The 26450-nt window shown below is 71.3% G+C and carries 25 protein-coding genes, 1 tRNA gene and 2 pseudogenes; 11 read left to right on the forward strand and 17 right to left on the reverse strand.

What is annotated here, in order from left to right:
- Position 1: 1 nt before the first annotated feature.
- Positions 2-340, reverse strand: a complete 339-nt coding sequence (locus GA0115242_RS13570) for a hypothetical protein (protein ID WP_093828047.1) — start codon at positions 338-340, stop codon at positions 2-4.
- 35 nt (positions 341-375) lie between these two features.
- Positions 376-2064 carry a sodium:solute symporter family protein gene (locus GA0115242_RS13575; RefSeq protein ID WP_093828049.1) on the reverse strand — a complete coding sequence of 563 codons (1689 nt, stop codon included), beginning with the start codon at positions 2062-2064 and terminating at the stop codon, positions 376-378.
- Between the two features lie 180 nt (positions 2065-2244).
- On the opposite strand from GA0115242_RS13575, the gene galT reads away from it, so the two are divergent.
- From galT to galK, 3 genes are read left to right on the forward strand one after another with little or no spacing between them, the layout of a single operon-like run.
- Entirely contained in the window at positions 2245-3309 is a 1065-nt protein-coding gene (gene galT / locus GA0115242_RS13580) for a galactose-1-phosphate uridylyltransferase (RefSeq protein ID WP_093828051.1), read from the forward strand.
- Positions 3309-4277: a UDP-glucose 4-epimerase GalE gene (galE, locus tag GA0115242_RS13585; RefSeq protein WP_093828053.1), complete on the forward strand. Its 969-nt coding sequence runs from the start codon at positions 3309-3311 to the stop codon at positions 4275-4277. Before galT ends, galE begins: the two co-directional genes overlap by 1 nt.
- The gene (gene galK / locus GA0115242_RS13590) at positions 4277-5431 is read left to right on the forward strand and encodes a galactokinase (protein WP_093828055.1); all 1155 of its coding nucleotides are present in this window, start codon (positions 4277-4279) and stop codon (positions 5429-5431) included. The genes galE and galK overlap by 1 nt, the downstream gene beginning before the upstream one ends.
- A gap of 51 nt (positions 5432-5482) precedes the next feature.
- Here the strand turns inward: galK and GA0115242_RS13595 are convergent, their stop codons facing one another.
- Both GA0115242_RS13595 and GA0115242_RS13600 read right to left on the reverse strand, forming a co-directional pair.
- Entirely contained in the window at positions 5483-5707 is a 225-nt protein-coding gene (locus GA0115242_RS13595) for a DUF397 domain-containing protein (protein ID WP_093828057.1), read from the reverse strand.
- The gene (locus GA0115242_RS13600; RefSeq protein WP_093828059.1) at positions 5704-6570 is read right to left on the reverse strand and encodes a helix-turn-helix domain-containing protein; all 867 of its coding nucleotides are present in this window, start codon (positions 6568-6570) and stop codon (positions 5704-5706) included. The genes GA0115242_RS13595 and GA0115242_RS13600 overlap by 4 nt, the downstream gene beginning before the upstream one ends.
- Positions 6571-6731: 161 nt before the next feature.
- Here GA0115242_RS13600 and GA0115242_RS13605 point away from each other — a divergent pair, with 161 nt between their 5' ends.
- Entirely contained in the window at positions 6732-7439 is a 708-nt protein-coding gene (locus GA0115242_RS13605) for an ATP-binding protein (protein ID WP_093828060.1), read from the forward strand.
- Here the strand turns inward: GA0115242_RS13605 and GA0115242_RS13610 are convergent.
- Positions 7436-7906, reverse strand: coding sequence for a GNAT family N-acetyltransferase (locus GA0115242_RS13610; protein ID WP_093828062.1), 471 nt, complete (start codon positions 7904-7906; stop codon positions 7436-7438). The two genes, GA0115242_RS13605 and GA0115242_RS13610, sit on opposite strands and share 4 nt — an antisense overlap.
- Before the next feature lie 266 nt (positions 7907-8172).
- On the opposite strand from GA0115242_RS13610, the gene GA0115242_RS13615 reads away from it, so the two are divergent.
- The gene (locus GA0115242_RS13615) at positions 8173-8940 is read left to right on the forward strand and encodes a LuxR C-terminal-related transcriptional regulator (RefSeq protein WP_093828064.1); all 768 of its coding nucleotides are present in this window, start codon (positions 8173-8175) and stop codon (positions 8938-8940) included.
- Here the strand turns inward: GA0115242_RS13615 and tamR are convergent.
- Positions 8899-9396, reverse strand: a complete 498-nt coding sequence (tamR, locus tag GA0115242_RS13620; protein WP_093828066.1) for a MarR family transcriptional regulator TamR — start codon at positions 9394-9396, stop codon at positions 8899-8901. The genes GA0115242_RS13615 and tamR overlap by 42 nt on opposite strands.
- A gap of 89 nt (positions 9397-9485) precedes the next feature.
- Between tamR and GA0115242_RS13625 the strand changes: the two genes are divergently transcribed.
- Positions 9486-10298 carry a trans-aconitate 2-methyltransferase gene (locus tag GA0115242_RS13625; protein ID WP_370672277.1) on the forward strand — a complete coding sequence of 271 codons (813 nt, stop codon included), beginning with the start codon at positions 9486-9488 and terminating at the stop codon, positions 10296-10298.
- 101 nt (positions 10299-10399) lie between these two features.
- The gene (locus GA0115242_RS13630) at positions 10400-10573 is read left to right on the forward strand and encodes a CsbD family protein (RefSeq protein WP_093828070.1); all 174 of its coding nucleotides are present in this window, start codon (positions 10400-10402) and stop codon (positions 10571-10573) included.
- 198 nt (positions 10574-10771) lie between these two features.
- Here GA0115242_RS13630 and GA0115242_RS13635 read toward each other — a convergent pair whose 3' ends face one another.
- Positions 10772-11449: a TetR/AcrR family transcriptional regulator gene (locus GA0115242_RS13635; RefSeq protein ID WP_093828072.1), complete on the reverse strand. Its 678-nt coding sequence runs from the start codon at positions 11447-11449 to the stop codon at positions 10772-10774.
- On the reverse strand, positions 11446-12450 hold the full coding sequence (locus GA0115242_RS13640) for an acyl-CoA desaturase (RefSeq protein WP_093828074.1): 1005 nt from the start codon (positions 12448-12450) through the stop codon (positions 11446-11448). Before GA0115242_RS13640 ends, GA0115242_RS13635 begins: the two co-directional genes overlap by 4 nt.
- Before the next feature lie 312 nt (positions 12451-12762).
- On the opposite strand from GA0115242_RS13640, the pseudogene ppc reads away from it, so the two are divergent.
- A pseudogene (ppc, locus tag GA0115242_RS13645) lies at positions 12763-15494 on the forward strand (phosphoenolpyruvate carboxylase).
- 90 nt (positions 15495-15584) lie between these two features.
- Here ppc and GA0115242_RS13650 read toward each other — a convergent pair.
- The 7 genes from GA0115242_RS13650 to GA0115242_RS13680 all read right to left on the reverse strand — a co-directional run bounded on the left by GA0115242_RS13650 (position 15585) and on the right by GA0115242_RS13680 (position 21176).
- Positions 15585-16076: a hypothetical protein gene (locus GA0115242_RS13650; RefSeq protein ID WP_161353131.1), complete on the reverse strand. Its 492-nt coding sequence runs from the start codon at positions 16074-16076 to the stop codon at positions 15585-15587.
- 53 nt (positions 16077-16129) lie between these two features.
- Positions 16130-16732 carry an aminoacyl-tRNA hydrolase gene (gene pth, locus GA0115242_RS13655; protein ID WP_093828078.1) on the reverse strand — a complete coding sequence of 201 codons (603 nt, stop codon included), beginning with the start codon at positions 16730-16732 and terminating at the stop codon, positions 16130-16132.
- A gap of 75 nt (positions 16733-16807) precedes the next feature.
- Positions 16808-17407 (reverse strand): 50S ribosomal protein L25/general stress protein Ctc, encoded by a 600-nt coding sequence (locus GA0115242_RS13660; protein WP_093828080.1) that lies wholly within the window; start codon positions 17405-17407, stop codon positions 16808-16810.
- Positions 17408-17604: 197 nt separating this feature from the next.
- Positions 17605-18579 carry a ribose-phosphate diphosphokinase gene (locus tag GA0115242_RS13665; RefSeq protein WP_093828082.1) on the reverse strand — a complete coding sequence of 325 codons (975 nt, stop codon included), beginning with the start codon at positions 18577-18579 and terminating at the stop codon, positions 17605-17607.
- A 76-nt stretch (positions 18580-18655) separates the two neighbouring features.
- Positions 18656-20104 carry a bifunctional UDP-N-acetylglucosamine diphosphorylase/glucosamine-1-phosphate N-acetyltransferase GlmU gene (glmU, locus tag GA0115242_RS13670; RefSeq protein WP_093828084.1) on the reverse strand — a complete coding sequence of 483 codons (1449 nt, stop codon included), beginning with the start codon at positions 20102-20104 and terminating at the stop codon, positions 18656-18658.
- 117 nt (positions 20105-20221) lie between these two features.
- Positions 20222-20292, reverse strand: a tRNA-Gln gene (locus tag GA0115242_RS13675).
- A gap of 11 nt (positions 20293-20303) precedes the next feature.
- On the reverse strand, positions 20304-21176 hold the full coding sequence (locus GA0115242_RS13680) for a hypothetical protein (RefSeq protein WP_093828086.1): 873 nt from the start codon (positions 21174-21176) through the stop codon (positions 20304-20306).
- A gap of 168 nt (positions 21177-21344) precedes the next feature.
- Between GA0115242_RS13680 and GA0115242_RS13685 the strand changes: the two genes are divergently transcribed.
- On the forward strand, positions 21345-22652 hold the full coding sequence (locus GA0115242_RS13685) for a sensor histidine kinase (RefSeq protein WP_093828088.1): 1308 nt from the start codon (positions 21345-21347) through the stop codon (positions 22650-22652).
- 26 nt (positions 22653-22678) lie between these two features.
- On the opposite strand, the gene GA0115242_RS13690 is transcribed toward GA0115242_RS13685, so the two are convergent.
- Together GA0115242_RS13690 and GA0115242_RS13695 are read right to left on the reverse strand one after the other, a co-directional pair.
- Complete coding sequence (locus tag GA0115242_RS13690) at positions 22679-23173, reverse strand: SUKH-3 domain-containing protein (protein WP_093828090.1); 495 nt, start codon at positions 23171-23173, stop codon at positions 22679-22681.
- A gap of 64 nt (positions 23174-23237) precedes the next feature.
- Positions 23238-23795, reverse strand: a complete 558-nt coding sequence (locus GA0115242_RS13695; protein ID WP_093828092.1) for a YwqJ-related putative deaminase — start codon at positions 23793-23795, stop codon at positions 23238-23240.
- A gap of 728 nt (positions 23796-24523) precedes the next feature.
- On the opposite strand from GA0115242_RS13695, the gene GA0115242_RS13700 reads away from it, so the two are divergent.
- Both GA0115242_RS13700 and GA0115242_RS40725 read left to right on the forward strand, forming a co-directional pair.
- Entirely contained in the window at positions 24524-25543 is a 1020-nt protein-coding gene (locus tag GA0115242_RS13700; RefSeq protein ID WP_093828094.1) for an SMI1/KNR4 family protein, read from the forward strand.
- Between the two features lie 7 nt (positions 25544-25550).
- Positions 25551-26450 (forward strand): annotated as a pseudogene (locus GA0115242_RS40725) (hypothetical protein); the annotation flags it as partial.

Here is a 26450-nt window from a genome sequence, read left to right on the forward strand (position 1 = left end):
GTCAGGCCGGGGTGTCGTCGTCCGGCGCGGCCGCCGGGACCGGCGGCGGGGTCGGGCGCAGCGTCAGCCAGGCCAGGAAGAACAGGCCGAGCAGCAGCATCGCGATGCCGGTCCACAGGTTGATGTTGACGCCCTGGGCCTTGTCGATGGCGGCCTGGTCGTCGGTGATGCCGACGATCGTGACGATGACGCCGTAGACCACGAAGAGGCCGCCGATGATGCGCCGGAGGTCGAAGATGCGGGCCGCGGTGGCCGACTCGCCCTCCAGTTCGGTGACCGCGCGGTGGACGTCGTGTTCGGAGGAGCCGCCGTTGTCGCGGCTCTCGGGGTGTTCGGACATGGTTTCCTCTCAGGCTCCCCGGTGGCAGGGCCGGCTCAGAACGAGAACGGGATGTAGCAGACGGCGGCCAGGATCACGGCGCCCCAGCCCAGCAGCGCGGGCTTGCGGTACCAGGCGTCGTCGCCCTCGGCGGGCGCCTCGGAGAGCCCGGGGGAGCGGGTGCCGTAGACCAGGCCCTGCAGTTCGGCGGCCGGCTTGGGCTTGGTGAACAGGGAGACGACGACCATGACGACCGCGCCCGCCACGAAGCCCGCGATCGCGGAGACGAAGTTGGCGCCCTGGTCGGAGGGGATGGAGATGACGCCCTGCTTGTAGAAGACGAAGTAGTTGACCATCGCGGTGACGGTGCCCGCGAGCAGGCCCCAGAAGCCGGACTTGGCGGACGCCCGCTTCCAGAACATGCCGACGATGAAGACCACGAACATCGGCACGTTGAAGAAGGAGAACAGCGTCTGGAGGTAGCTCATGATGTTCGAGAACGAGGACGCGAGGAACGCGGTGCCGACCGAGGCCAGCACGCCGATCGCGGTGATCAGCCGTCCGAAGCGCACGTAGTAGGCGTCCTCGCGGTCCTTGACGACGTACTTGGCCCAGATGTCGTTGGTGAACACGGTGTTGAAGGACGACACGTTGGCCGCCATGCCCGCCATGAACGCGGCGAGCAGACCGGTCACCGCGATGCCCAGGACGCCGTTGGGCAGCAACTCCTGCATCAGGTACGGGATCGCGTCGTTGTACTGGAGGCCGGAGCCCTTGGTGCCGATGCCGGGCACCAGCGCGGCGGCGACCAGGCCCGGGATCATCACCAGGAAGACGATGAAGATCTTCGGGAACGCGGCGATCAGCGGGGTGCGCTGGGCGGCGCTCAGGTTCTTCGCGGAGAGGGCGCGCTGCACCTCGGCGAAGTTGGTCGTCCAGTAGCCGAAGGACAGCACGAAGCCGAGACCGAGCACGATGGTCAGCCAGTTGGCGCCGAGCGGGTTGGTGCTGCCGATGCCGGTGCCGCCCCACGCGGTGACGAAGTCGTTGCCGTGGTCGGCGGTGAGCTTGTCGGTGAGGCCGTCCCAGCCGCCGACCTTCTTCAGGCCGAGGATGGTGAGCGGGATGAGGGCGGCCAGGATCACGAAGAACTGGAGGACCTCGTTGTAGATCGCGGAGGAGAGGCCGCCCAGGGTGATGTACGCCAGCACGAAGAATCCGGCGACGACGATCGCCACCCACTCCGGCCAGCCGAGCAGCGCCTCCACGACGATCGCGAGGGCGTAGAGGTTCACCCCGGCGATCAGGATGGCGGCGAAGGCGAACAGGATCGAACTGAGCTGGTGCGCGGCCTTGTCGAAGCGCAGCAGCAGCATCTCGGGGACCGAGCGCACCTTGCTGCCGTAGTAGAACGGCATCATCACCAGACCGAGGAAGACCATCGCCGGGATGGCGCCGATCCAGTACCAGTGGACGGTGTAGGCGCCGTACTGGGCGCTGTTGGCGGCCATGCCGAGGATCTCGGTGGCGGCCAGGTTGGCCGAGACGAACGCCAGGCCGGTGATCCAGGCGGGCAGGGAGCGCCCGGAGAGGAAGAAGTCGAGGCTGGTCTTGACCGAGCGGCGGGCCGCGAAGCCGATTCCCAGGACGACCACGAAGTAGATGCCGAGGATCGTGTAGTCGAGCCAGTTCGTGGGGAGTCGTAGCTCGGCCGCCAGGTAGGCGGGGTGTGTGGGGGTTTGCATGAAGATCTCGCTTCGTCGCGTGAACTGATCCAGTGCGGAACCTACGCCTCGGTGTTCAGTTATTGAACACTTCTGTTGGTGCTCTTTGTTTGATTGTGATGTTGACGGTCCTGGTGCGTTGTGTTTCGATGTGTTCGGTTCTGTTTAAACACTGTTCGAGTGACTCGCATAAGGAGTCCAGTGAAGAAGACCTCGACCCGGCTGGCCGACGGTCGTGAGCTGATCTACTACGACCTGCGCGACGACACCGTCCGGGACGCGGTGGACCGGCGCCCGCTGGAGCGGACCGTCACCACGTCCGAGATCCGCCGGGACCCGCTGCTCGGCGACGCGGTCGCCATCGCCTCGCACCGCCAGGGCCGCATCTACCACCCCCCGGCCGACGAGTGCCCGCTCTGCCCCTCGCAGGGGGAGCGGCTGAGCGAGATCCCGGACTCCTCCTACGACGTCGTCGTCTTCGAGAACCGTTTCCCCTCCCTCGCCGGGGACTCCGGGCGCTGCGAGGTCGTCTGCTTCACCTCCGACCACCGCTCGTCCTTCGCCGACCTCACGGAGGAGCAGGCCGCGCTCGTCCTCGACGCGTGGACGGACCGCACGTCCGAGCTGTCGCATCTCTCCTCCGTCGAGCAGGTGTTCTGCTTCGAGAACCGTGGCGCCGAGATCGGCGTGACCCTGGGTCACCCCCACGGCCAGATCTACGCCTACCCCTTCATCACCCCTCGCACCACGCTGATGCTGGGCCGGCTCGCGTCCCACCGCGCGGAGACCGGCGAGAACCTCTTCGACACCGTCCTGGAGCGCGAACGCGCCGGTGAGCGGGTCGTCCTGGAGGGTGAACACTGGGTGGCCTTCGTGCCCTACGCGGCGCACTGGCCCTACGAGGTCCACCTCTACCCCAAGCGCCGGGTGCCCGACCTGCTCGCCCTCGACGAGGCCGCCCGCACAGAGTTCCCCCAGGTCTATCTGGAACTCTTGAGGCGCTTCGACCGGATCTTCGGACCCGGTGAGCCCCCGACGCCGTACATCGCCGCCTGGCACCAGGCGCCGTTCGGCCGAACGGGGGCGTTCGACGAGGGCACGGGCGTCAACCGCGACGACTTCGCGCTCCACCTCGAGCTTTTCACCGTCCGCCGTACGTCCGGCAAGCTGAAGTTCCTCGCGGGTTCCGAGTCCGGCATGAACGTGTTCATCAACGACGTGCCGCCGGAGCGCGCGGCCGAGCGACTGCGAGAGGTAGCGAGTTGATGAGCGGTAAGTACCTGGTCACCGGAGGCGCGGGGTACGTGGGCAGCGTGGTCGCCCAGCATCTGCTGGAGGCGGGCCACGAGGTCACGGTCCTCGACAACCTGTCGACCGGCTTCCGCGAGGGCGTCCCCGCGGGTGCCGCCTTCGTCGAGGGCGACATCCGCGACGCCGCCAAGTGGCTCGACCCGTCCTACGACGCGGTCCTGCACTTCGCCGCCTTCTCCCAGGTCGGCGAGTCGGTCGCGCGGCCCGAGAAGTACTGGGACAACAACGTCGGCGGCACCATGGCCCTCCTCGGCGCCATGCGCGACGCGGGCGTGCGCCGCCTGGTCTTCTCCTCCACGGCCGCCACCTACGGCGAGCCCGAGCAGGTCCCGATCGTGGAGAGCGCCCCGACCCGGCCCACCAACCCCTACGGCGCCTCCAAGCTCGCCGTCGACCACATGATCACCGGCGAGGCCGCCGCGCACGGCCTGGCCGCGGTCTCGCTGCGCTACTTCAACGTGGCCGGGGCCTACGGCAGGTGCGGCGAGCGCCACGACCCCGAGTCGCACCTGATCCCGCTGGTCCTCCAGGTCGCGCAGGGCAGGCGCGAGGCCATCTCCGTCTACGGCGACGACTACCCGACGCCGGACGGCACCTGCGTGCGCGACTACATCCACGTCGCCGACCTGGCCGAGGCCCATCTGCTCGCCGTCCGGGCCGCCACCCCCGGCGAGCACCTGATCTGCAACCTCGGCAACGGCAACGGCTTCTCGGTCCGCGAGGTCGTCGAGACGGTGCGCCAGGTCACCGGCCACCCCGTCCCGGAGGTCGTCGCCCCCCGCCGCGGCGGCGACCCGGCCGTCCTGGTCGCCTCCGCCGACGCCGCCCGCCGGAGGCTGGGCTGGCAGCCGTCGCGCACGGACCTCGCCGGTATCGTCGCGGACGCCTGGGAGTTCGCGCAGCACATCTCGAAGGAGCACTAGTGGGGGCACAGCAGGTCAGGGACGACTTCGCCGGCTTGTACGGGGCCGAGCCCGAGGGGGTCTGGTCGGCGCCCGGCCGGGTCAACCTGATCGGTGAACACACCGACTACAACGACGGGTTCGTGATGCCGTTCGCGCTGCCGCACGTGGCGACGGCGGCCGTCACCCGCCGCGACGACGGCGTGCTGCGCCTGCACTCGGCGGACGTCGAGGGCGGCGTCGTCGAACTGCGCGTCGACGCGCTGGCGCCGGAGAGCGACCGGAACTGGACCGCGTACCCGGCCGGAGTCGTCTGGGCGCTGCGCGAGGCCGGGCACCCGGTCACCGGCGCGGACGTCCACCTGGCCTCGACGGTCCCCACCGGCGCGGGCCTCTCGTCGTCCGCGGCCCTGGAGGTCGTGATCGCCCTCGCCCTCAACGACCTCTACGAACTCGGGCTCCAGCGCTGGCAGTTGGCCCGCCTGTGCCAGCGCGCCGAGAACGTGTACGTCGGGGCGCCCACCGGCATCATGGACCAGACCGCCTCGGCCTGCTGCACGCGGGGCCACGCCCTCTTCCTCGACACCCGGGACCTCTCCCAGCGGCAGATCCCGCTCGACCTGGCCGCCGAGGGCATGCGGCTGCTGGTCGTCGACACCCAGGTCAAGCACGCCCACAGCGACGGCGAGTACGGCAAGCGCCGGGCGGGCTGCGAGAAGGGCGCCGCGCTGCTGGGCGTGGACGCGCTGCGCGACATCCCCTACGACGGGCTGGACGCGGCCCTGGCCCGGCTGGGCGACGAGGACGAGGTGGTCCGGCTGGTGCGGCACGTCGTCACCGAGGACCAGCGCGTCGAACACGTCGTCGCGCTGCTGGAGTCGGGCGAGACCCGCGCGATCGGGCCGGTCCTCACCGCGGGCCACGCCTCGCTGCGCGACGACTTCCGCATCTCCTGCCCGGAGTTGGACCTGGTCGTCGACACCGCCCTGGCCTCCGGCGCGCTCGGCGCCCGGATGACCGGCGGCGGCTTCGGCGGCTCGGCGATCGTGCTGGCTGAGGCCGCCGACGTCGAGACCGTCACCAAGGCCGTCGAATCGGCCTTCGCCGCGGCCGGGTTCACCGCGCCGCGCACCTTCGAGGCGGTGCCCTCGGCGGGAGCGCTGCGGGTGTCCTGACCCGAGCACACAGGAAGAAGGGGCCCGCGCAGGGCCCCTTCTTCCTGACGGTCACGGCAGGAGCAGGTCGCGCTGTCCCCCGGCGATCCCGCCGGTGAAGGCCCGGTAGTCGTCCTCGGAGACGACCAGGATCTTGGCGTCGGGGTCGCCGACGTCCTTCGAGTCGCGCAGAGCGACCACGCCGTCGGTGAAGGCGACCTCAAGGCAGTTGTTGCTGCCATCGCTCAGGTGGCTCTTGACCCATATGGCGCCGGTGAGGTCGATCTTCTTCTTCATGCGTAACGGTCCTTGATCAGATCGTGGATATGACGCCGCGAAGCTTCCGCGCTGAGTGCTTCGCCGCGGAGGTGGCTGAACGCCATCTCGTAGCGTCCGATGTCACCATCTTCCTCCAGGTACAACGATGTTGTCAGGGAGTGGACCGCGGCAACAGGCGGGCCGACCGGGAAGTGCAGGAGGTGGAACTGTCCGTCGACACCGGCGTGGGCCCCGTAGGCGAAGGTCAGTATCTGAAGCGCCACGTGCTGGTGCTCCTCGGTCACTTCCAGCAGGTGTTCAAGTTGGGCTTTCATGACCTGCCGTCCACCGACCTCCCGCTGGAGCGCGGATTCGTCGAGTACCGACCACAGGTGAAGGGGGTCCTCCCGGGACAGGGCTTCCTGCCTGGCCATGCGTAGTTCGACGAAGTTGTTGATCTCGCGCGTGCTGCGCCACTGGCGACCACGCTCCACGATCGCGCGGGCGTAGTCGGGAGTCTGGAGCAGGCCCGGGACCGTCCAGGTGAACGTCTCGTTCCTGGAAGCCAGTTCTTCCAGATGCAGGTACTCGGCGAAAGGGTCGGGCACCGGTTGGCGGAACTGCTCCAGCAAGGTGGCGCGCTTGTTGGAGTTCGCCAGCGACGCGAGCTTGCGGATCTTCTCGATCCGGCCCTTGTCCTCAAGCCCGTACACCTCGAAGAATCCCGCGAGCGCGATGCCCGGAACCCGCTGCTTGCCATTCTCGATCTTGCTCAGGGCGGGTGCGCCGTAGAGACACAGCCGCTCGGCCGCCTCGGAGAGGTTCAGTCCTGCGGCCTTGCGCAGCGTGCGCAGTTCGAGCCCCAAGCGCCTTCGGTGCAGATTGGGTTGGGCGTCGGTCATGTATCCCACCTCCTGGCGCGGAGAGTACTGCCGGACGGCATCGATGACAGGCAACTTTCCCCAAGGCACTCTTTCAGGTGAAGAGACTTGCGGGCAACTTTGCCCGAGAGGAGGCTTGCGGACAGATGCCTCCCATCTGATCCCCACCGTCAGGAGTTGCCGTGCTGACCGACCCCGGAGACCCCCACTTCGTCCGCCGGCTCCCCCCGGCCGCCCCCCACCGCCACCCCGACCTGCTCGTCTCGGACGGTCCGGACGGTCCCGTCTCCCGGATGGCCGATCAGATCGAGGCCGTGCAACTCGGCCTCGCCCAGCGCCTGCTGAGCCGCGTGCAAGCGTCCCGGGCGCAGCGGCGAGGTGAAGCGCCGGACGTCGTGGGCCAGTTGACCGACGCCCTCGCCGACGTCCTCGTCATCGCCCGTTGCCGGGGCGACCGGCTCGCCGCGCCCGGCCTCCGGGCCGCCGACACCCTCGCCCTGTCCGGTGTCGATCTCGCCTCCGCCCGCGCCGCGCGTCGGCACGTCCGGGACGCGGCGCGGGCGCGGGGACTCGACCCGGCGCCGGTCGACGACCTGGAGTCGATCACGGGCGAACTGGTTGCCAACGCCCTTGAGCACACGCGCAGTCGCACGATCGCGGTGGCCTGCGCCTTCACCCTCGGCACGGCCTCCGTCACGGTGACCGACGAGGGCGGCCAGGCGCCCGTGCCGGTGTGTCCGCAACCCGCGCGCGGCAGCGCGGAACGCGGCCGGGGGCTGCTGATCACCCATGCGCTCGCCGACCGCTGGGGCACCCGCCTGACCCGGCGCGGGCTGACCGTCTGGGCGGAACTCGACCTCGCCCCCGCGGCCCCCGGGACCTCCCGCTAGCGCTGCCCGCCCGGTGCCAGCCGCTTCACCAGCGTGTACTCCGTCAGACCCGGCGGATAGTCGGGGATCACGCACACCACCTCGTACCCCTTGCCGCGGTAGAAGTCCGGCGCCTGGAAATCCCAGGTCTCCAGCCGGACCGCCGCGCAGCCGCGCTCGGCCGCCGCGATCCGCTCCGCCTCGGCCAGCAGCCGCCCGCCCAGACCCGCGCCCCGGCACCGCTCGTCCACCCACAGGTACGTCACGTGCAGCCAGGACGCCCAGGTGTGGCCGACCAGTCCGCCCGCCATTTCCCCGCCCTCGGTCAACACCCAGACGTGCAGCGGCCGTTCGCGCTCGTCCGGGGTTCCGCGCAGCGCCCGCAGGACCGGCGAGGTGGCCGTGTTGCTCTCCAGCAGCCGCGAACGGAGAAGATCGCGCCGGGTTTTGTCGACTTCTGTCTCCAGACGAAACATGTGTCTCACCATAAACGCGCCGGACCGTCAGTTCTGCGATTCGCCTTCCGCTCCCGGCCCCCGCCCGTACTCTGATGAGCGGTACCGGTGGGGGCCGGTGCTGATCAGGGGGCGGGACAAGCGGGTACGACGTCCGCATGGGGGGTAGCAGTCTCCGCACGGCGGCGGCCGTGCCGCGCGCCGCTGCCATCGCGCCTCGGGCGTCGTGCCCGCGCCCGTGCCGTCTCCCGACGATGAGGTATCCCCCGCTCCAGAGCGAGCGCGGGGAAGGGGGTTTCGTGGTTCGCATCCGAGTACTGGTCGTCGACGACCATCGGATCTTCGCCGAGTCGCTCGCGGCCGCCCTGGCCGCCGAGCCCGACGTCGATGTCACCGCCGCGGGCAGCGGTCCCGCCGCGCTGCGCAGCCTGGACCGGGCCGCGGCCGAGGGCCGCCGGTTCGACGTGCTGCTCGTGGACGCCGACCTGGGCGGCGGCCCGCCGGGGAGCAGACCCCCGGCCCCGCTCCAGGAGGCCGGGTCGGACGGCCCGGTGGACGGGATCTCCCTGGTCACCGGCGTCCGCACGGCGCAGCCGAACGTCCGCTTCGTGGTCCTCGCCGAACGCGACGACCCGCGCCGCGCCGCGCTCGCCCTCCAGGCCGGCGCCTCCGGCTGGGTGGCCAAGGACTGCTCGCTGTCGCGGCTGCTCACCGTGATACGGGGGGTGCTGCGCGACGAGACGCATCTGCCGCCCGCCCTGCTCACCGGTGTCCTGCGGGAGTTGACGGCCGCCCGCAAGCACCGCACCGAGAGCGAGCGGCTGGTGGAGTCGCTCACCCCGCGCGAACGCGAGGTGCTGCGCTGCATGGTGGCGGGCCTGGGACGCAAGGCGGTCGCGGAGCGCCTCTACCTCTCCCCGCACACCGTGCGCACCCATATGCAGAACGTGCTGGGCAAGTTGGGCGTGCACTCCACGCTCGCCGCCGTCGCCCTCGCCCGCAGGGCCGGGGTCGGACCCGCCGAGCTAACCGGGGATGTTGTCGAACGGGGCGGTCAACTGGCGTAGCAGGGACGCCAGTTCGCCGCGCTGCCCGCGGGACAGCTCGGCCAGGATGGCCCGTTCCTGGGCCAGCAGCCCGGCCAGGGCCTGATCGGCGCGGTCGCGCCCCTCGCCGGTCAGCCGCACCAGCACCCCGCGCCGGTCGCTGGGGTCGGGCAACCGCTCCACCAGGCCCTTCTTGGCGAGCCTGTCGATGCGGTTGGTCATGGTGCCCGAGGTGACCAGGGTCTGGGTCAGCAGCTGTCCTGGCGAGAGCTGGTAGGGCGTCCCGGCCCGCCTGAGCGCGGTCAGCACGTCGAACTCCCAGGGTTCGAGACTGTGCTCCGCGAAGGCCAGTCGGCGTGCCCGGTCCAGGTGCCGGGCCAGCCTGCTCACGCGGCTGAGCACCTCGAGCGGTTCCACGTCGAGGTCCGGGCGCTCCCGGCGCCACGCAGCGACCAGCCGATCGACCTCGTCCTCCATGACGATCAGTGTAGTGGTTGTGTCGACATGAAGTCTCTTGATCTCAAGTTTCTTGACATCAAGAAAAATGACGAGGAAGGATGACCGGCATGACTTCCCCCGTATGGGACCCCGCCCAGTACCTCCGCCACGCCGACCACCGCTCCCGCCCCTTCACCGACCTCCTCGCCCGCGTCCCCGATCTGCCCCGCACCCCGCCCCTGATCGCCGACCTCGGCTGCGGTCCTGGCAACGTCACCGCCCTGCTCGCCGACCGCTGGCCCACCGCCCGCGTCACCGGCTACGACAGCTCCCCCGAGATGCTCGACCGGGCCCGCGCCGAGCACGAGGGCCCCACCCCGGGCGGCGGCAGCCTCGCCTTCACCCCCGCCGACGCCCGCACCTGGACCCCCGGCACCCCGCAGGACCTCATCGTCAGCAACGCGACCCTCCAGTGGGTCCCGGGACACACCACCCGCTTCCGCGACTGGACCGGCGCCCTCGCCCCCGGCGGCGTCCTCGCCTTCCAGGTCCCCGGCAACTTCGACGCCCCCAGCCACCGCGCGCTGCGCGACCTGGCCGCCACCGCCCGCTGGCGCGACCGCCTGAAGGGCGTCCTGCGGCACGGCGACGCCGTCCTCACCCCCGAGTCCTACCTGGCCGAGCTGACCGGCCTCGGCTGCACCGCCGACGTCTGGGAGACCACCTACATCCACCTGCTGACCGGCGAGGACCCCGTCCTCGACTGGGTCAGGGGCACCGGCCTGCGCCCGGTCCTCACCGCCCTCGCCGACGACCCCGAGGGCAGCGACGCCTTCGTCGCCGAGTACCGGGCGGCGCTGCGCCTCGCCTATCCGGCGACCGCGCACGGCACCCCGTTCCCGTTCCGCCGGATCTTCGCGGTGGCCCGCAGGGACGGCTGACGCGGGGGGCGGCGCGGACAGGGGAGGTTTGCGCCCGGAGAAGCCGGTTACCCGGACTGTGCACCGGAGTCCGATCAGTACCAGTAGGGAAGTGATGAGCGGTGGCTGAGGATCAGAAGGGCCAGGCCAAGGTCGAGCAGATGAAGGGCAAGGCCAAGGAGACCGTGGGCCGTGCCGTCGGCAACGAGCGGATGACCGCCGAGGGCCGTGCCGACCAGATGAAGGGCGACGCCCGTCAGGCCAAGGAGAAGGCCAAGGACGTCTTCAAGCACTGACGCCCCCGCGTCACGGACCACCCCGGCCCGTTGACGCCGCGGCGCCGGGGAGACACGGCGGGCCCCCAGCCTGGGACGGCTGGGGGCCCGCCGTCATGTGCGTGCCGGGGACGGGTGGTGGCCCGCCGCGTGCGCGGAGCCGGGACCTGGGGGAGCGGGCGGAGCCCCGTCCGCCGGTGGCCGCCCCCCGTCGGCCGGTCAGTTCTTGCGGTGGCCGATCAGGCGGGGCTTCTGCTCCAGGCCGTCGAGCCCGTGCCAGGCCAGGTTCACCAGGTGCGCGGCGACCTCCGCCTTCTTCGGCCGGCGCACGTCGAGCCACCACTGGCCGGTCAGCGCGACCATGCCCACCAGCGCCTGCGCGTACAGCGGCGCCAGCTTCGAGTCGAACCCCCGGTTCCTGAACTCGCGGCCCAGGATGTCCTCCACCTGCGTGGCGATGTCCGAGATCAGGGACGCGAAGGAACCGGTGGACTGCGGGATGGGGGAGTCGCGGACCAGGATGCGGAACCCGTCCGTGTACTCCTCGATGTAGTCGAGGAGCGCGAACGCCGCCTGCTCGCACAGCTCACGCGGATGGCCCGCGGTCAGCGAACCGGTGACCATGTCGAGCAGCCGCCGCATCTCGCGGTCCACGACCACCGCGTACAGCCCCTCCTTGCCGCCGAAGTGCTCGTACACCACCGGCTTGGAGACCCCTGCCTTCGCGGCGATCTCCTCCACCGACGTGCCCTCGAACCCCTTCGTGGCGAACAGGGTGCGGCCGATCTCCAGCAACTGCTGGCGGCGCTCGGCACCGGTCATCCGGGTGCGGCGGACCCGCCGCTGCTTGTCGTTGCTCGGGGTGCTGCTGGAGTCGGTCGCCACGGCGTCAATCATGCCGCCTCGGCCGTCTCCTTCCGGCGCCGGGAGCCGTCCTGGTCCGGGTTCCGGCGGGAATCGATACGCGAGCGTGACGGCCAGCGCACGTCGGAGGCCCAGCCCAGCTGCTCGCACCAGCGGATCAGCCGGGCCGAGGAGTCGAGCTGGCCGCGCTCGACACCGTGCCGCGCGGAGGTCGGGTCGGCGTGGTGCAGGTTGTGCCAGGACTCACCGCAGGACAGCACCGCGAGCCACCACACGTTGCCCGAACGGTCCCGCGACTTGAACGGACGCTTGCCGACCGCGTGGCAGATCGAGTTGATCGACCAGGTCACGTGGTGCAGCAAAGCCACCCGAACGAGTGACCCCCAGAAGAACGCGGTGAACGCACCCCACCAGGACATCGTCACCAGACCGCCGATCAGCGGGGGCAGCGCCAGCGACAGCGCCGTCCAGTACACGAACTGCCGGGAGATCGCCCGGATCGCCGGGTCCTTGATCAGGTCGGGCGCGTACTTCTCCTGCGAGGTCTGCTCTTCGTCGAACATCCATGCGATGTGCGCCCACCACAGGCCCTTCAGCAGCGCCGGGACGCTCTCCCCGAACCGCCACGGGGAGTGCGGGTCACCGTCCGCGTCGGAGAACTTGTGGTGCTTGCGGTGGTCGGCCACCCAGCGCACCAGCGGCCCCTCGACCGCCATCGACCCCATCACCGCGAGCGCGATCCGCAGCGGCCGCTTCGCCTTGAAGGACCCGTGCGTGAAGTACCGGTGGAAGCCGATCGTGATGCCGTGGCAGCCCAGGTAGTAGAAGAACACCAGCAGGCCCAGGTCGAGCCAGCTCACTCCGCCCCAGCCCCACGCCAGGGGCACCGCCGCGACCAGCGCGAGGAACGGAACAATGATGAAGAGCAGCAGCGAGATCTGCTCGATCGAGCGCTTCTGTTCGCCGCCGAGCGTGGCGGACCGGCCGCCGTTCTGCGGCGGGGCGTCGTCGATCACATCGGACCTTGAGGTCATGGGCGTCCCCTGTGGGGTCGAGGATGGAGGCAGATGCCGGTGCGGTCGCGGCCACCGTGCCCGGGTTCCGTTACAGCGGTCCCTACGGTTCCGTAACCTACGGCGACGTAAGTATGGCAGTGCGCCGCCCCGCGGCAAGAGCCCGAGATCCTGCGCGTCAGCCCGGACACCTATCCTTGGAGACGGTCGGACAGCGCGGTCCGCTCTGTTTCATTCCCGCACGCCCGGAGAGACGAGCGGCGCCAGCCGCCCGGCCCCTGGCCGCCGGGTTCCCCACTCGGACGAGCTTCAACACTGCAAGGAGCCGCACCTGTGAGCAGTGCCGACGACCAGACCACGACCACCAGCAGCGAGCTGCGCGCCGACATCCGGCGCCTGGGCGACCTCCTCGGCGAGGCCCTCGTCCGGCAGGAGGGGCCCGAACTGCTCGACCTGGTCGAGAAGGTCCGCCGCCTCACCCGTGAGGACGGCGAGGCAGCCGCCGAACTCCTGCGCGGCATCGAACTGGAGACCGCCGCGAAGCTGGTCCGCGCCTTCTCCACCTACTTCCACCTCGCCAACGTCACCGAGCAGGTGCACCGCGGCCGCGAACTGCGCGCCAAGCGCGCCGCCGAGGGCAGCCTCCTCGCCCGCACCGCCGACCGCCTCAAGGACGCCGACCCCGAGCACCTGCGGCAGACGGTCGCCAACCTCAACGTGCGCCCCGTCTTCACCGCCCACCCCACCGAGGCGGCCCGCCGCTCCGTCCTCAACAAGCTCCGGCGCATCGCCACCCTCCTGGAGACCCCGGTCATCGAGGCCGACCGGCGCCGCTACGACACCCGGCTCGCCGAGAACATCGACCTCGTCTGGCAGACCGACGAACTCCGCGTGGTGCGCCCCGAGCCCGCCGACGAGGCCCGCAACGCCATCTACTACCTCGACGAACTCCACGCCGGCGCCGTCGGCGACGTCCTGGAGGACCTCACCGCCGAGCTGGAGCGGGTCGGCGTCACCCTGCCCGACCACACCCGCCCGCTCACCTTCGGCACCTGGATCGGCGGCGACCGCGACGGCAACCCCAACGTCACCCCGCAGGTGACCTGGGACGTCCTCATCCTCCAGCACGAGCACGGCATCAACGACGCCCTGGAGATGATCGACGAGCTGCGCGGCTTCCTCTCCAACTCCATCCGCTACACCGGCGCCACCGAGGAACTCCTCGACTCCCTCCGCGCCGACCTGGAACTCCTGCCCGAGATCAGCCCCCGCTACAAGCGCCTCAACGCCGAGGAGCCCTACCGGCTGAAGGCCACCTGCATCCGGCAGAAGCTGGAGAACACCAAGCAGCGCCTCGCCAAGGGCACCCCCCACGAGGACGGCCGCGACTACCTCGGCACCGCCGAACTCCTCGCCGACCTCGTCCTCATCCAGACCTCCCTGCGCGAGCACCGCGGCGGCCTCTTCGCCGACGGCCGGATGAACCGCACCATCCGCACCCTCTCCGCCTTCGGCCTCCAGCTCGCCACCATGGACGTCCGCGAACACGCCGACGCCCACCACCACGCCCTCGGTCAGCTCTTCGACCGGCTCGGCGAGGAGTCCTGGCGCTACACCGACATGCCCCGCGAGTACCGCGCCAAGCTGCTCGCCAAGGAACTGCGCTCCCGCCGCCCGCTCGGCCCCACCCCGCCCCCGTCGACGCGGCGGGCGAGAAGACCCTCGGCGTCTTCCAGACCGTCAAGCGCGCCCTGGAGGTCTTCGGACCCGAGGTCGTCGAGTCGTACATCATCTCCATGTGCCAGGGCGCCGACGACGTCTTCGCCGCCGCCGTGCTGGCCCGCGAGGCCGGACTCCTCGACCTGCACGCCGGCTGGGCCAGGATCGGCATCGTGCCGCTCCTGGAGACCACCGACGAGCTGAAGGCCGCCGACACCATCCTGGAGGAGATGCTCTCCGACCCCTCCTACCGGCGCCTGGTCGCGCTGCGCGGAGACGTCCAGGAGGTCATGCTCGGCTACTCCGACTCCTCCAAGTTCGGCGGCATCACCACCTCCCAGTGGGAGATCCACCGCGCCCAGCGCCGCCTGCGCGACGTCGCCCACCGCTACGGCGTCCGGCTGCGCCTCTTCCACGGCCGCGGCGGCACCGTCGGCCGCGGCGGCGGCCCCTCGCACGACGCCATCCTCGCCCAGCCCTGGGGCACCCTGGAGGGCGAGATCAAGGTGACCGAGCAGGGCGAGGTCATCTCCGACAAGTACCTCGTGCCGTCGCTGGCCCGGGAGAACCTCGAACTGACCGTCGCCGCCACCCTCCAGGCGTCCGCGCTGCACACCGCGCCCCGCCAGTCGGACGAGGCGCTCGCCCGCTGGGACGCGGCCATGGACGTCGTCTCGGACGCCGCGCACGCCGCCTACCGCGGGCTCGTCGAGGACCCCGACCTGCCGACGTACTTCCTCGCCTCCACGCCGGTCGACCAGCTCGCCGACCTGCACCTCGGCTCACGGCCCTCCCGCCGCCCCGGCTCCGGCGTCTCCCTCGACGGCCTGCGCGCCATCCCGTGGGTGTTCGGCTGGACCCAGTCCCGGCAGATCGTGCCCGGCTGGTTCGGCGTCGGCTCCGGACTCAAGGCGCTGCGCGAGGCGGGCCTCGACACCGTCCTGGACGAGATGCACGGACAGTGGCACTTCTTCCGCAACTTCATCTCCAACGTCGAGATGACGCTCGCCAAGACCGACCTGCGGATCGCGTCCCACTACGTCGACACCCTCGTCCCCGACGAGCTGAAGCACGTCTTCGACACCATCCGCGCCGAGCACGAACTGACCGTGCGCGAGGTGCTCCGCGTCACCGGCGAGAGCGAACTGCTCGCCGCCACCCCCGTGCTGAAGCAGACCTTCACCATCCGGGACGCCTACCTGGACCCGATCTCCTACCTCCAGGTGACCCTGCTCAAGCGCCAGCGCGACGCGGCCGCCGCCGGACAGGACCCGGACCCGCTGCTGGCCCGCGCCCTGCTCCTGACCGTCAACGGCGTCGCGGCGGGCCTGCGCAACACCGGCTGACCGGCGGACCCACCACGGCACGACGAAGGGGTGCCCCCGCCCGGGGGCACCCCTTTCCGTCCGTCGCCGCGGGCGCCCGCCCGCTCCGCCCTACACGGTCACGAAGGTCGCCGTCAGCAGCGCGATCCCCGCCCCCGCCAGCAGCCAGCCCGGCCGGGTGAGCCGCAGCCCGCCCGCCACCACGACCGACGCCAGCAGCAGCGCCCCCGCCAGCGGCACCCAGGCGTAGAGGACACCGGCCGGGCCGGAACGGACCACCTCGTCCCCGCCCGGCTTCACGACCACGTCGTAGGAACGGCCCGCGCGCACCGCGACCGACTTCCCGATCACCACCCTGGCCCGCGGCTGCGACCCCGGGGTGACCGGCGCGAAAGGGCCCGAGCAGGTGCTCTCCCCGCACGCCGTCACCTTCATCGCGCCCCGCTCACGCCCCTTGGTGAGCATCACGTGCTGCGCCGTGCCCCAGGACGCCCACACCCCCGCGACCAGGATCAGCAGCGTGAGCGTGCCCATCGACGCGAGCCGCCCGAACCGCAGGACGGAACCCGGGGCCCGGCGGGGCGGGGCGGAGGTGGCTGGCATGGCCGGGATCATTGGCCATGGCACTGCGCGCGGTCAACTCGGGGTGGGACAAGTCAGGAGTTGTACGTGCTTTGCGCCCGCTCCAGCCCCTCGGTCACCAGCGACTCGACGGCGTCCGCCGCACGGTCCACGAAGTAGTCCAGCTCCTTGCGCTCCGTCCCCGAGAAGTCCTTCAGCACGAAGTCCGCCACCTGCATCCGCCCCGGCGGCCTGCCGATCCCGAACCGCACCCGGTGGTACTCGGCGCTCATCGCCTTCGTCATCGACTTCAGACCGTTGTGCCCGTTGTCGCCGCCGCCCAGCTTCACCCGCAGCGTCCCGTAGTCGATGTCCAGCTCGTCGTGGACCGCGACGACGTTCGCCACCGGCACCTTGTAGAAGTCGCGCAGCGCGTTCACCGGGCCGCCCGAGAGGTTCATGTACGCCATCGGCTTGGCCAGGACCACCCGGCGGCCCAGCGGACCCGGCGGCCCGAACCGCCCCTCGACGACCTGCGCCTGCGCCTTCCCGGCCCGCTTGAACCTCCCCCCGATCCGCTCGGCCAGCAGATCGGCCACCATGAAGCCGACGTTGTGCCGGTTCATCGCGTACTCGGGTCCGGGATTGCCGAGGCCCACGACGAGCCAGGGGCCATTGGCGGGGGTGGTCACGTCCATGTCTCCTTGATACGCGCCAGCCGCTGCCCCCGGGAGGGAACAGCGGCTGACGAACCGTCGAAAGGGGAGGCGGGATCAGGCCTCGGCGGCCTCTTCGCCCGCGGTCTCCTCGTCCTCGGCGGACTCCTCCTCGGCCTGCGCGGCCAGGACCTGGAGCACGACCGCGTCGTCCTCGACGGTCAGGGAGACGCCCTTCGGCAGGGTGATGTCCTTCGCGAGGATCGACGCACCGGCCTCGAGACCCTCGACGGAGACCGTGACGGACTCGGGGATGTGGGTGGCCTCGGCCTCGACCGGCAGCGCGTTCAGGACGTGCTCCAGCAGGTTGCCACCGGGGGCCAGCTCACCCTCGGCGTGGACCGGGATCTCGACCGTGACCTTCTCGCCACGCTTGACGAGCAGCAGGTCGACGTGCTCCAGGAAGCCCTTGATCGGGTCGCGGACCACGGACTTCGGGATCGCCAGCTCGCTGCCCTTGCCCTCGATGTCCAGGGAGATCAGGACGTTCGGCGTACGCAGCGCCAGCAGCAGATCGTGACCCGGGAGGGTGAGGTGCTGGGGGTCGGTGCCGTGCCCGTACAGAACGACGGGGACCTTGTTGTCACGGCGGATGCGGCGGGCGGCGCCCTTGCCGAACTCGGTGCGGCTCTCGGCGGCGAGCTTGACCTCGGACATGATGATCACTCCTCGTAGAGGTGAAGGCGGATGCGGTCACCCGGCCACGAACGGCCTGCTACGAAGAGCGCGTCGATAACGGATCGCCGAACCCCGTGGAACGGGAAACGGCCTCCCTCGCCGAGCAACTCGCGCAGTCTACTCGGCGGGGGAGGCCGCAGGAAAATCGATCACTCAGAACCCGGTGACCAGCAGGTTCACTGCTCGTCGAAGAGGCTCGTCACCGAACCGTCCTCGAACACCTCGCGGACCGCGCTGGCGATGGTCGGCGCGATGGACAGCACCGTGATCTTGTCCAGGTCCAGCTCGCCCGGGGTGGGCAGGCTGTTGGTGAACACGAACTCGCTCACCTTGGAGTTCTTCAGCCGGTCGGCCGCGGGACCGGAGAGCACACCGTGCGTCGCCGTCACGATGACGTCCTCCGCACCGTGTGCGAACAGGGCGTCCGCCGCCGCGCAGATCGTGCCACCGGTGTCGATCATGTCGTCGACCAGGACGCAGACCCGGCCCTTCACCTCGCCGACCACCTCGTGCACGGTGACCTGGTTGGCGACGTCCTTGTCACGGCGCTTGTGCACGATCGCCAGCGGCGCCCCGAGCCGGTCGCACCAGCGGTCCGCGACCCGCACCCGCCCGGCGTCCGGCGAGACCACCGTCAGCTTCGCGCGGTCCACCTTGGCGCCCACGTAGTCCGCGAGCAGCGGAAGCGCGAAGAGGTGGTCGACCGGGCCGTCGAAGAAGCCCTGGATCTGGTCGGTGTGCAGATCCACGGTCAGGATCCGGTCCGCGCCCGCCGTCTTCATCAGGTCCGCGATCAGCCGGGCCGAGATGGGCTCACGGCCGCGGTGCTTCTTGTCCTGCCGGGCGTAGCCGTAGAACGGCACGATGACCGTGATGGAGCGGGCCGACGCGCGCTTCAGCGCGTCGATCATGATCAACTGCTCCATGATCCACTTGTTGATCGGAGCCGTGTGGCTCTGGATCAGGAAACAGTCGGCGCCGCGCGCCGACTCCTGGTAGCGGACGTAGATCTCGCCGTTGGCGAAGTCGAAGGCCTTCGTGGGAACGACGTCCACTCCCAGCTGGTGGGCGACCTCCTCGGCAAGCTCGGGGTGGGCGCGGCCGGAGAAGAACATCATCTTCTTCTCGCCGGTCGTCTTGATCCCGGTCACAGCACAGTCTCCTCAGAGGTCTCAGCTGGTGGCGTGCTCTATCACGGTACGCGGTGTTCAGGGCACCGCTTTCAGGTCAGTCCTCGCCCGTACCCGCACGCGAGGCCGACTCGGCGGCCTGCGCGGCGGCGCTCCCCGGACGCTTGCGAGCCACCCAACCCTCGATATTCCGTTGCTGGCCACGGGCCACGGCCAGCGAGCCGGGGGGCACATCCTTCGTGATCACGGAGCCGGCGGCGGTGTACGAGCCGTCCCCGATGGTGACAGGAGCCACAAACATATTGTCCGACCCGGTACGGCAGTGGGAGCCGACCGTGGTGTGGTGTTTGTCCTGCCCGTCGTAGTTGACGAACACACTCGCGGCACCGATGTTCGTGAACTCACCGATCGTCGCGTCCCCCACGTACGACAGATGCGGGACCTTCGTCCCCTCACCCACGGAGGCGTTCTTCGTCTCCACGTACGTACCGACCTTCGACCGCGGCCCCAGCCGGGTGCCCGGCCGCAGATAGGCGTACGGACCCACCGTCGCCCCCGGCCCCACCTGCGCGCCGTCGGCCACCGTGTTGTCCACCCGCGCGCCCGCGCCCACCCGGGTGTCCCGCAACCGGCTGTTGGGCCCGACCTCCGCGCCCTCCGCCAGATGCGTCGCGCCCTGCAACTGCACCCCCGGGTGCACCAGCACGTCCCGCTCGAACGTCACCGTCACGTCGACCCAGGTCGTCGCCGGATCGACCACCGTCACCCCGGCCAGCATCGCGTCCCGCAGCAACCGGTCGTTCAGGACCCGGCGCGCCTGCGCCAGCTGCACCCGGTTGTTGATGCCCGCGATCTCCTGGTGGTCACCCGCCACCGACGCACCGACCCGGTGCCCGGCCTCGCGCAGGATGCCCAGGACGTCCGTCAGGTACTCCTCGCCCTGGCTGTTGTCCGTCCGCACCTTCTTCAGCGCGTCCGCCAGCAACTGCCCGTCGAACGCGAAGACACCGGAGTTGATCTCCCGGATCGCCCGCTGCGCCTCGGTGGCGTCCTTGTGCTCGACGATGCCGGTGACGGCGCCGGTCGTCCCGTCCCGCACGATCCGGCCGTACCCGGTCGCGTCCGGGACCTCGGCGGTCAGCACGGTGACGGCGTTGCCGTCCCCGGTGTGGGTCTCGGCGAGGGCGCGCAGGGTCGCGCCGGTCAGCAGCGGGGTGTCGCCGCAGACCACGACGACGGTGCCGTCGACACCGCCGCCCAGCTCCTCCAGGCCCATCCGCACCGCGTGCCCGGTGCCGTTCTGCTCGGCCTGCACCGCGGTGCGCGCGTCCGGGTCGACCCCGGCGAGATGGGCGGAGACCTGCTCCCGCGCGTGCCCGACGACGACCACGAGGTGCTGCGGCTCCAACTCGCGGGCCGCGGCGAGCACATGGCCCACCAGGGAACGCCCGCAGAGCTCATGGAGGACCTTGGGAGTGGCCGACTTCATACGGGTGCCCTCACCCGCTGCGAGAACGACGACGGCTGCCGGGCGATGGACGCTCACGGGGTTGCCCTTCGGCTGTGGACGATGGGGACATCCGCAGGATACCGGCGCGTTTCCCGGGGGACATGAGAGCGGGTCCTGACAGTGGCTGTCAGGACCCGGAGGGGGTGGATCGGGCTCCCGGAGAAGGACTCGAACCCTCATTCAACGGACCAAAACCGTTTGTCCTACCTTTAGACGATCCGGGAAGGATCACGCGCTATGTCCGATTCTGTTGATCGGCCCGGCGTGCGGACACCACTATGCCGCACCACCAGCCTTCGATGCGACGGTACAGGTCGGCGCCTTTCAGGACCCTGACGACCAGACAGCCGCGATAGGACTCGCCGATGTTCTTGCGGACGGTCTTCGGGTTGTGCTTCTTGAGGGTCGTCTTGTTGAAAGCGGACCGGTCCGCCCCGACCAGGCCGGCCCAGTAGCGCTCGGCGGCCTCCACCTCCGCGCTCTCGTGGATCATGACGCTGTACCGGATCCGCTCGGGTCCGACGCCCAGCAGGCCAAGCCAGGCGAGGTAGACCTCGATGACGCCGGGGTCGCTGTTGACGAAGATGACGCTCTCCCGGCGCGCGTACGGCTTGTCCTTGGAGCCCTCGGCCCAGTAGAGGCTGACGCCCGCGAGGAACAGCTCGCGGTCCGAGAGCGGACCGACCTCGGCCGAGGCCGCCGTCTTGGCCCGTCTCCGCTCCTCGTCCCGCACCGCCAGTTCGTTCTCCCAGCGCTTGCGGGCCGCCAGTCTCGCCTGCTCCTGCGCGGCGGGGCGCTCCGGCCGCGGCAGGTCGCGCACCCAGAGCGAGACCGAACTCCTGGAGCACCCCAGCTCCAGCACGATCCGGTCGTACGTCCACCCCTGGAGCCGCAGCTCGCGGGCCCGTGCCCGCAGGGCGTCCTTGCTCCTCGGGCGTTCCGCGGGCTCCGGCAGGGGTTCCCCCTCGACGAGCCGGTGCAGGAGGTCGTTGTTGAAGATCTTCAGTTCGTCGCGGATCTGCCGCAGGCTGCGCCCCGCGCTCCGCAGCTCCACCGCGCGTTTCCGGAGGGCTTCGTACGAGGTGTGGGTGTCGGGTGAAAGTGCCATGGGCATAGCGTTCGTGCGGAACGGGGGCGTCCGGGGGTGAACAGGGAGTTGTTCAGCAGTTCGAGGGATGTCGGGACGTTCCGCGGCTGTTCGACCGCCGTTCCGGGACCCCCGCGGTCCTGGAAACTCGGCGGAGAAGCGGGTGGCGGCGCCCGTAGGGTGGAGGCTATGACCACGACGGGGGAAGACCACGCCTCGGCCCGGGGAGGGCCCTGGTGGTGGGAGCGGCGGCGCGGCGCCGTGCTCGACGTCGCGCTGGCGTCGGTGTCCGCGGTGGAGTGCGTCGCCGAGGGGATCCGGTTCGCGACCGACGCTGGGATCCCGGCCGGTGCCGGTGTCGCCTTCGGCGCGCTGGCCGGTTCCGCGCTGCTGGTGCGCAGGAAATGGCCGATGGCGGTCGTCCTGGTGGCGATCGCGATCACTCCGGCCCAGATGGGCTATCTGATGGGCATCGTCGGCCTCTACACGCTGGCCGCCTCGGAGCTGCCGCGCCGGATCATCGCCTCGCTCGCGGGGATGTCCCTGGTCGGCATGCTCATCGTCATGTTCGTGCGGGTCCGGCAGGACATCGCGCGCGGCACCCTCGACCTCGGCGACTGGTTCGTGCCGTTCGCCGCGATCACCACGGCCGTCGGCGTCACGGCGCCGCCGCTGCTGCTGGGCCTGTACGTGGGGGCCAGGCGCCGGCTGATGGAGAGCCTGCGGGAGCGGGCGGACAGTCTCGAACGCGAGTTGCAGCTGCTCGCGGAGCGGGCCGAGGAGCGCGCCGAGTGGGCCCGCAACGAGGAGCGGACCAGGATCGCGCGCGAGATGCACGACGTCGTCGCGCACCGGGTGAGTCTGATGGTGGTGCATGCGGCGGCGCTCCAGGCCGTGGCCCGCAAGGACCCGGAGAAGGCCGTCAGGAACGCGGCGCTGGTCGGGGACATGGGGCGGCAGGCGCTGACCGAGCTGCGCGAGATGCTGGGCGTGCTGCGCAGCGGTGACGACGCGCGGCGGCCCGAGCGCGCGGTGCCGCTGGCTGCGGTGGGGCTCGCGGCGGCGGTCGCGGCGTCCCGGGCGGTGGAGGAGGGGGACGGGCCCTGCCTGTCCGAACTGGACGAGCTGATCGGCCAGTCGGCGGCGGCCGGGATGGTCGTGGACCTGTCGGTCGAGGGGGACGACCGGGCCTATCCGGCGGAGGTCGAGCAGACCGCGTACCGGGTGGTGCAGGAGGCTTTGACCAACGTCCACAAGCACGCGGCGGGAGCCAAGACGCACATCAGGCTCGCGCATCGCGGGGTGGAGATCGCGATGCAGGTGGAGAACGAGCCACCGCCGGAGGCCGGTTCGGCGTCCTCGGCCCGGCTGCCGTCCGGCGGCAACGGTCTGCTCGGCATGAGGGAGCGGGTCGTCGCCCTGGGCGGCGTCTTCGTGTCCGGGCCGACGGACGCGGGGGGTTTCCGGGTCTCCGCGGTGATCCCGGCGGCCGCCTGACCCGGCGGCGGGTGCTCGGGCGGGGGTCAGCCCGCGGTGAGGCGGACCGGGTTCAGGCCCGAGACCAGGGTGGCCAGGGCGCGGTCGATGGTCGGGCCCAGGTACCAGTCCCCGGTGTGGTCGAGGGTGTAGACGCGGCCCTCGTCGTCGATGGCCAGCAGCGACCGGCTGTCGGTCTCCACGCCGAGCGGGCTGACCTCGGCGTCGAGGGCGCGGCCGAGGTCGGCGAGGGTGCGGGCCATGTGCAGCCCGTGCAGCGGGTCGAGGTGGAACGCGGCCGGGGCGATCTGCCGTCCGGGGCCCGACGGGGAGATGTCGAGGCCGCCGAACTCCGCCCACGCCTCCACCGCGGCGGGGAAGACCGCGTGCCGGTGGCCCCCGGGGGAGACGTGGTCGCGCAGGGTGTCGGCCCAGATCTCGGCCTGCTTTATGTCCCAGCGTCCCGGCTGCCAGCCCGCGTCGCGCAGCGCGGCGTCGACGGGTACGGCGAAGCGGGTGGTCGAGGTGCGGTCGGCGTGCATCTGCCTTCGTTCGTCGAGGTCGTGGGAGGGCGCGGCGGTGGCGCCCGGTGGTGCGGCGGGCGGGTCAGCCCGCGGGGCCGGGGATGGCCGGTTCGACGACGCGGACGCCGAAGTGGGCGCTGAGGGCGGCGCAGGCGCGGCAGGGCGCGGCGAAGCTGCCGTGCAGCGGGTCGCCGTCCTCGCGGATGCGGCGGGCGGTGAGCTTGGCCTGCTTGAGGGCCTTGCGGGCCTCGCCGTTGGTCATCGGCTTGCGGGCGGCCCGTTTGCTGCGCCCGGCGTCGGCGGTGGAGATGTGCCGTGAGATCAGGATCGTCTCGGCGCAGCGGCCGGTCCAGCGGTCGCGCTGGGCGCTGCCGAGGGTGTCGAGGAAGTCCTGCACGAGGGGGTGCAGTTCGGGTGCCTGGTCGCCGCGGGCGGCGGTGCCGGTGAGGGTGGCGCCGCGGACCGAGAGGGCGGCGGCGACGGTGGGGAGGATGCCGTCGCGGCGGTGGCGCAGGACGGGGGTGTGCGGGGCCTCGGTGCTGCTCCAGCCGACCCGCGGGTCGCCGGCCGCACCCGTGCGGGCCCCGGTGGTGCGGGCCTCCGCATGCGGACCCGTCTGCGTCGCATTCATGATCATCATCCCCTCCCGAGCATCCCCCGGCGAGGAACAGAGTGCCAAATCCCGTGGCCCCTGCGGTAGCTGGGGCGGTGCGACACGCCCTGCGGTGGGCGGGCTGTCACGGCCGGGTGACGGCTGGTCACGGTGGGGAGGGGGTGGACGGCCGGTGCCCGGTGACCCGTGCGGTCCTACGGCATAGGCTGTCCGCACCGCGATCCATGCGGTTGACGCATGGAGACGGTCTGTTCGGGTCCGTCCCGCTCCGATCCGGTCGGTTCCGGTCGGAGTCGGTCGCCCGGACGGATCGGCCTGCGGGACGCGTGATCCGGCGCGACGTGGCGGAGGCAACATTCGGCACAGATGTCGGACGGGTGTCCTGGCACGGTTCCGGTCGGCGTTCCGATGAACGTTCCGGTGAACGTTCCGGGCGCGGTGTCCGATGTACGTGTCGGGCGCGGAGGCCGGGCCCACGCGGTCGGGCCCGGTGGCCGGAACGGCGGTCGGGAACGGCGGTCGGCAACGGCTGTCGGCCCGGTGGCCGGGAACGGCGGCCGGGTGCGGTGACCGGGAACGGTGGCCGGAAGAGGCGGCCGGGCGCGGTGGACGGACGGAACGGACGGAGACCTCGCGGCGGTCGCAGCAGGCGCAGCGGTCGCAGCAGGTCGGACGAGGCAGTCGAACAGTCGATACGGGAGTGGGGCCGGGCACGGTCGCCATCCCCGTACAGAACGCCGCAGGGGGCAACCGCCATGACGACAGGTCGGCCCGGACTGGGGGCACCTCCCAGCCACCAGGCCCAGGCACGCGCCGTGCCGCCCAACGCGGCCTACGCCGGGCAGGTCGTGCACTTCCCGGATCCGGTCCGGGCCGCCCGCCACCCCCGCGGGGTGCGGATGGACGAGCACGGCTACCCCGACTTCTCGGCCTACGCGCGCGCCGCCGCCGAGATCGCGGAGCCGCCGGAGGGCTTCGGCGTCGACGAGCTGCGGCTCACGGACTACGTGTCGGCCAACGCCGCGCTCGCCGCCACCGGCCACGACCTGTGGGACACGGTGCCGAGCGTGGCCACCCCGCACGGCTGGACCTGGCACCACGTGGTCGACACCCGGCGCCTGTACCTCGTGCCGGTGGAGGTCAAGGCGCTGCTGCGGCACCACGGCGGCATCGCCAGGTCCGCCGTCGACCACGACAAGCGCGGCACCCGCCCGCTGCAGGAGACCAGGCCCGCCCACTTCGGGCTGCCGAAGTCGGGGACCGCGGTGACCGAGGGGCAGGTGCAGGGCGTCGAGGAGGACCTCGGCTACCGGCTGCCCGGCGCCTACCGGTCGTTCCTGAAGGCGGCGGGCGGCTGCGCGCCGGTGGGCACGGCGCTCGACCCGGCCCTCGGGCTCCTGGTGGACCAGCCGTTCTTCACCGTCCGCGACGAGGCCGCCGTCAACGACCTGGTGTACGTCAACAAGTGTCTGCGCGATCACCTGACCAAGGACTACCTGGGCGTCGGTTTCGTCCAGGGCGGCCTGCTCGCGGTGAAGGTGAAGGGCGAACGGCCCGGCTCGGTGTGGTTCTGCGCCTACGACGACGCCCGTGACGCCGACCCGTCCTGGGCGCCCGCCGAGCGCGTGGAACGGCTGCTGCTGCCGTGCGGCGACGACTTCGACACGTTCCTCTCACGGCTCGCCGGCTCCCCGCCGGAGCTGGAGACCGTGGCGAACCTGATGGTGGACGGCGGCTTCGCGCGAGCGGTGCCCGTGGCGTCCGCGGGGGAGTGACTGGACGATGGTGACCTACGCGCAGGCGCAGGAGCGCGCCGAGGAGTGGATCAACGGCGACATGCCGTCGTACCAGCACCGCGCGGTGCGGGTGCGGGAGTTCGACCTCGGCTTCGTGCTGTGGGCCGAGGACCGTCCCGACGGGCCCCGGTCCGACGGCGGCGGGCAGCGGCTGGTGATCGCCCGGGACAGCGGGGAGGCCACGCTCTGGCCCGCGCTGCCGGTGGGCGAGGTGATCCGCCGCTACGAGGAGGAGTACGGCCGCCCCGACCCCGAGGACGAGCCCGCGCCGCCCGCGGCCGCGCGGGTGGACCTCAACCAGACGTCGTTCCTGCTGAGTCCGCCCGAGTGGCTCCAGGAGGCGGCCGACAAGCTCGGCATCCCGGACCGGCGCGGCGAGAACGGGAGTGGCAACCAGAGCGCTGACGCGGGGTCCGGGAGTGCGGGGTCCGGCGTGGGCGCGGCTCCGCGTCCCGGGGCCGCCGCAGCCCCGGCCGCCGCCGCGGGCGCCGGTTCCGGCGCGAGCTTCGGGTCCGGTTCCGGTTCCGGGTCCGGTTCGGGTGCGGGATCCGGCTTTGGGGCGGGCTCCGGTGCCGGTTCCAGCTCCGGTTCCCCTTCGGGTTCGGGTTCCGGTTCCTGGGGTGGGGGTGGCGCTGCGCTGCCTCCGACGCAGGGGGCCGGGACGGCGTGGCCGGAGGCCGGTGGCGCCGCCCGCGACGAGGCGCCCGGTGTGCCGTCGGGTGCCACCCCGTGGGCCGGTACCGACACCAACGCCGACAACGGCGAGGACCGTTCCGTCCCGCTCCCGGCGACCGTGTTCGCCGCGCCGCTGAGCGACACCAGCCCGCCGGACTCGCAGACCGCGCTGATCGTCGGGGGCAGCGCGCTCCCGCCGACGACGGTGGCG

Source organism: Streptomyces sp. SolWspMP-5a-2 (genome assembly GCF_900091845.1).
Lineage (GTDB): Bacteria > Actinomycetota > Actinomycetes > Streptomycetales > Streptomycetaceae > Streptomyces > Streptomyces doudnae.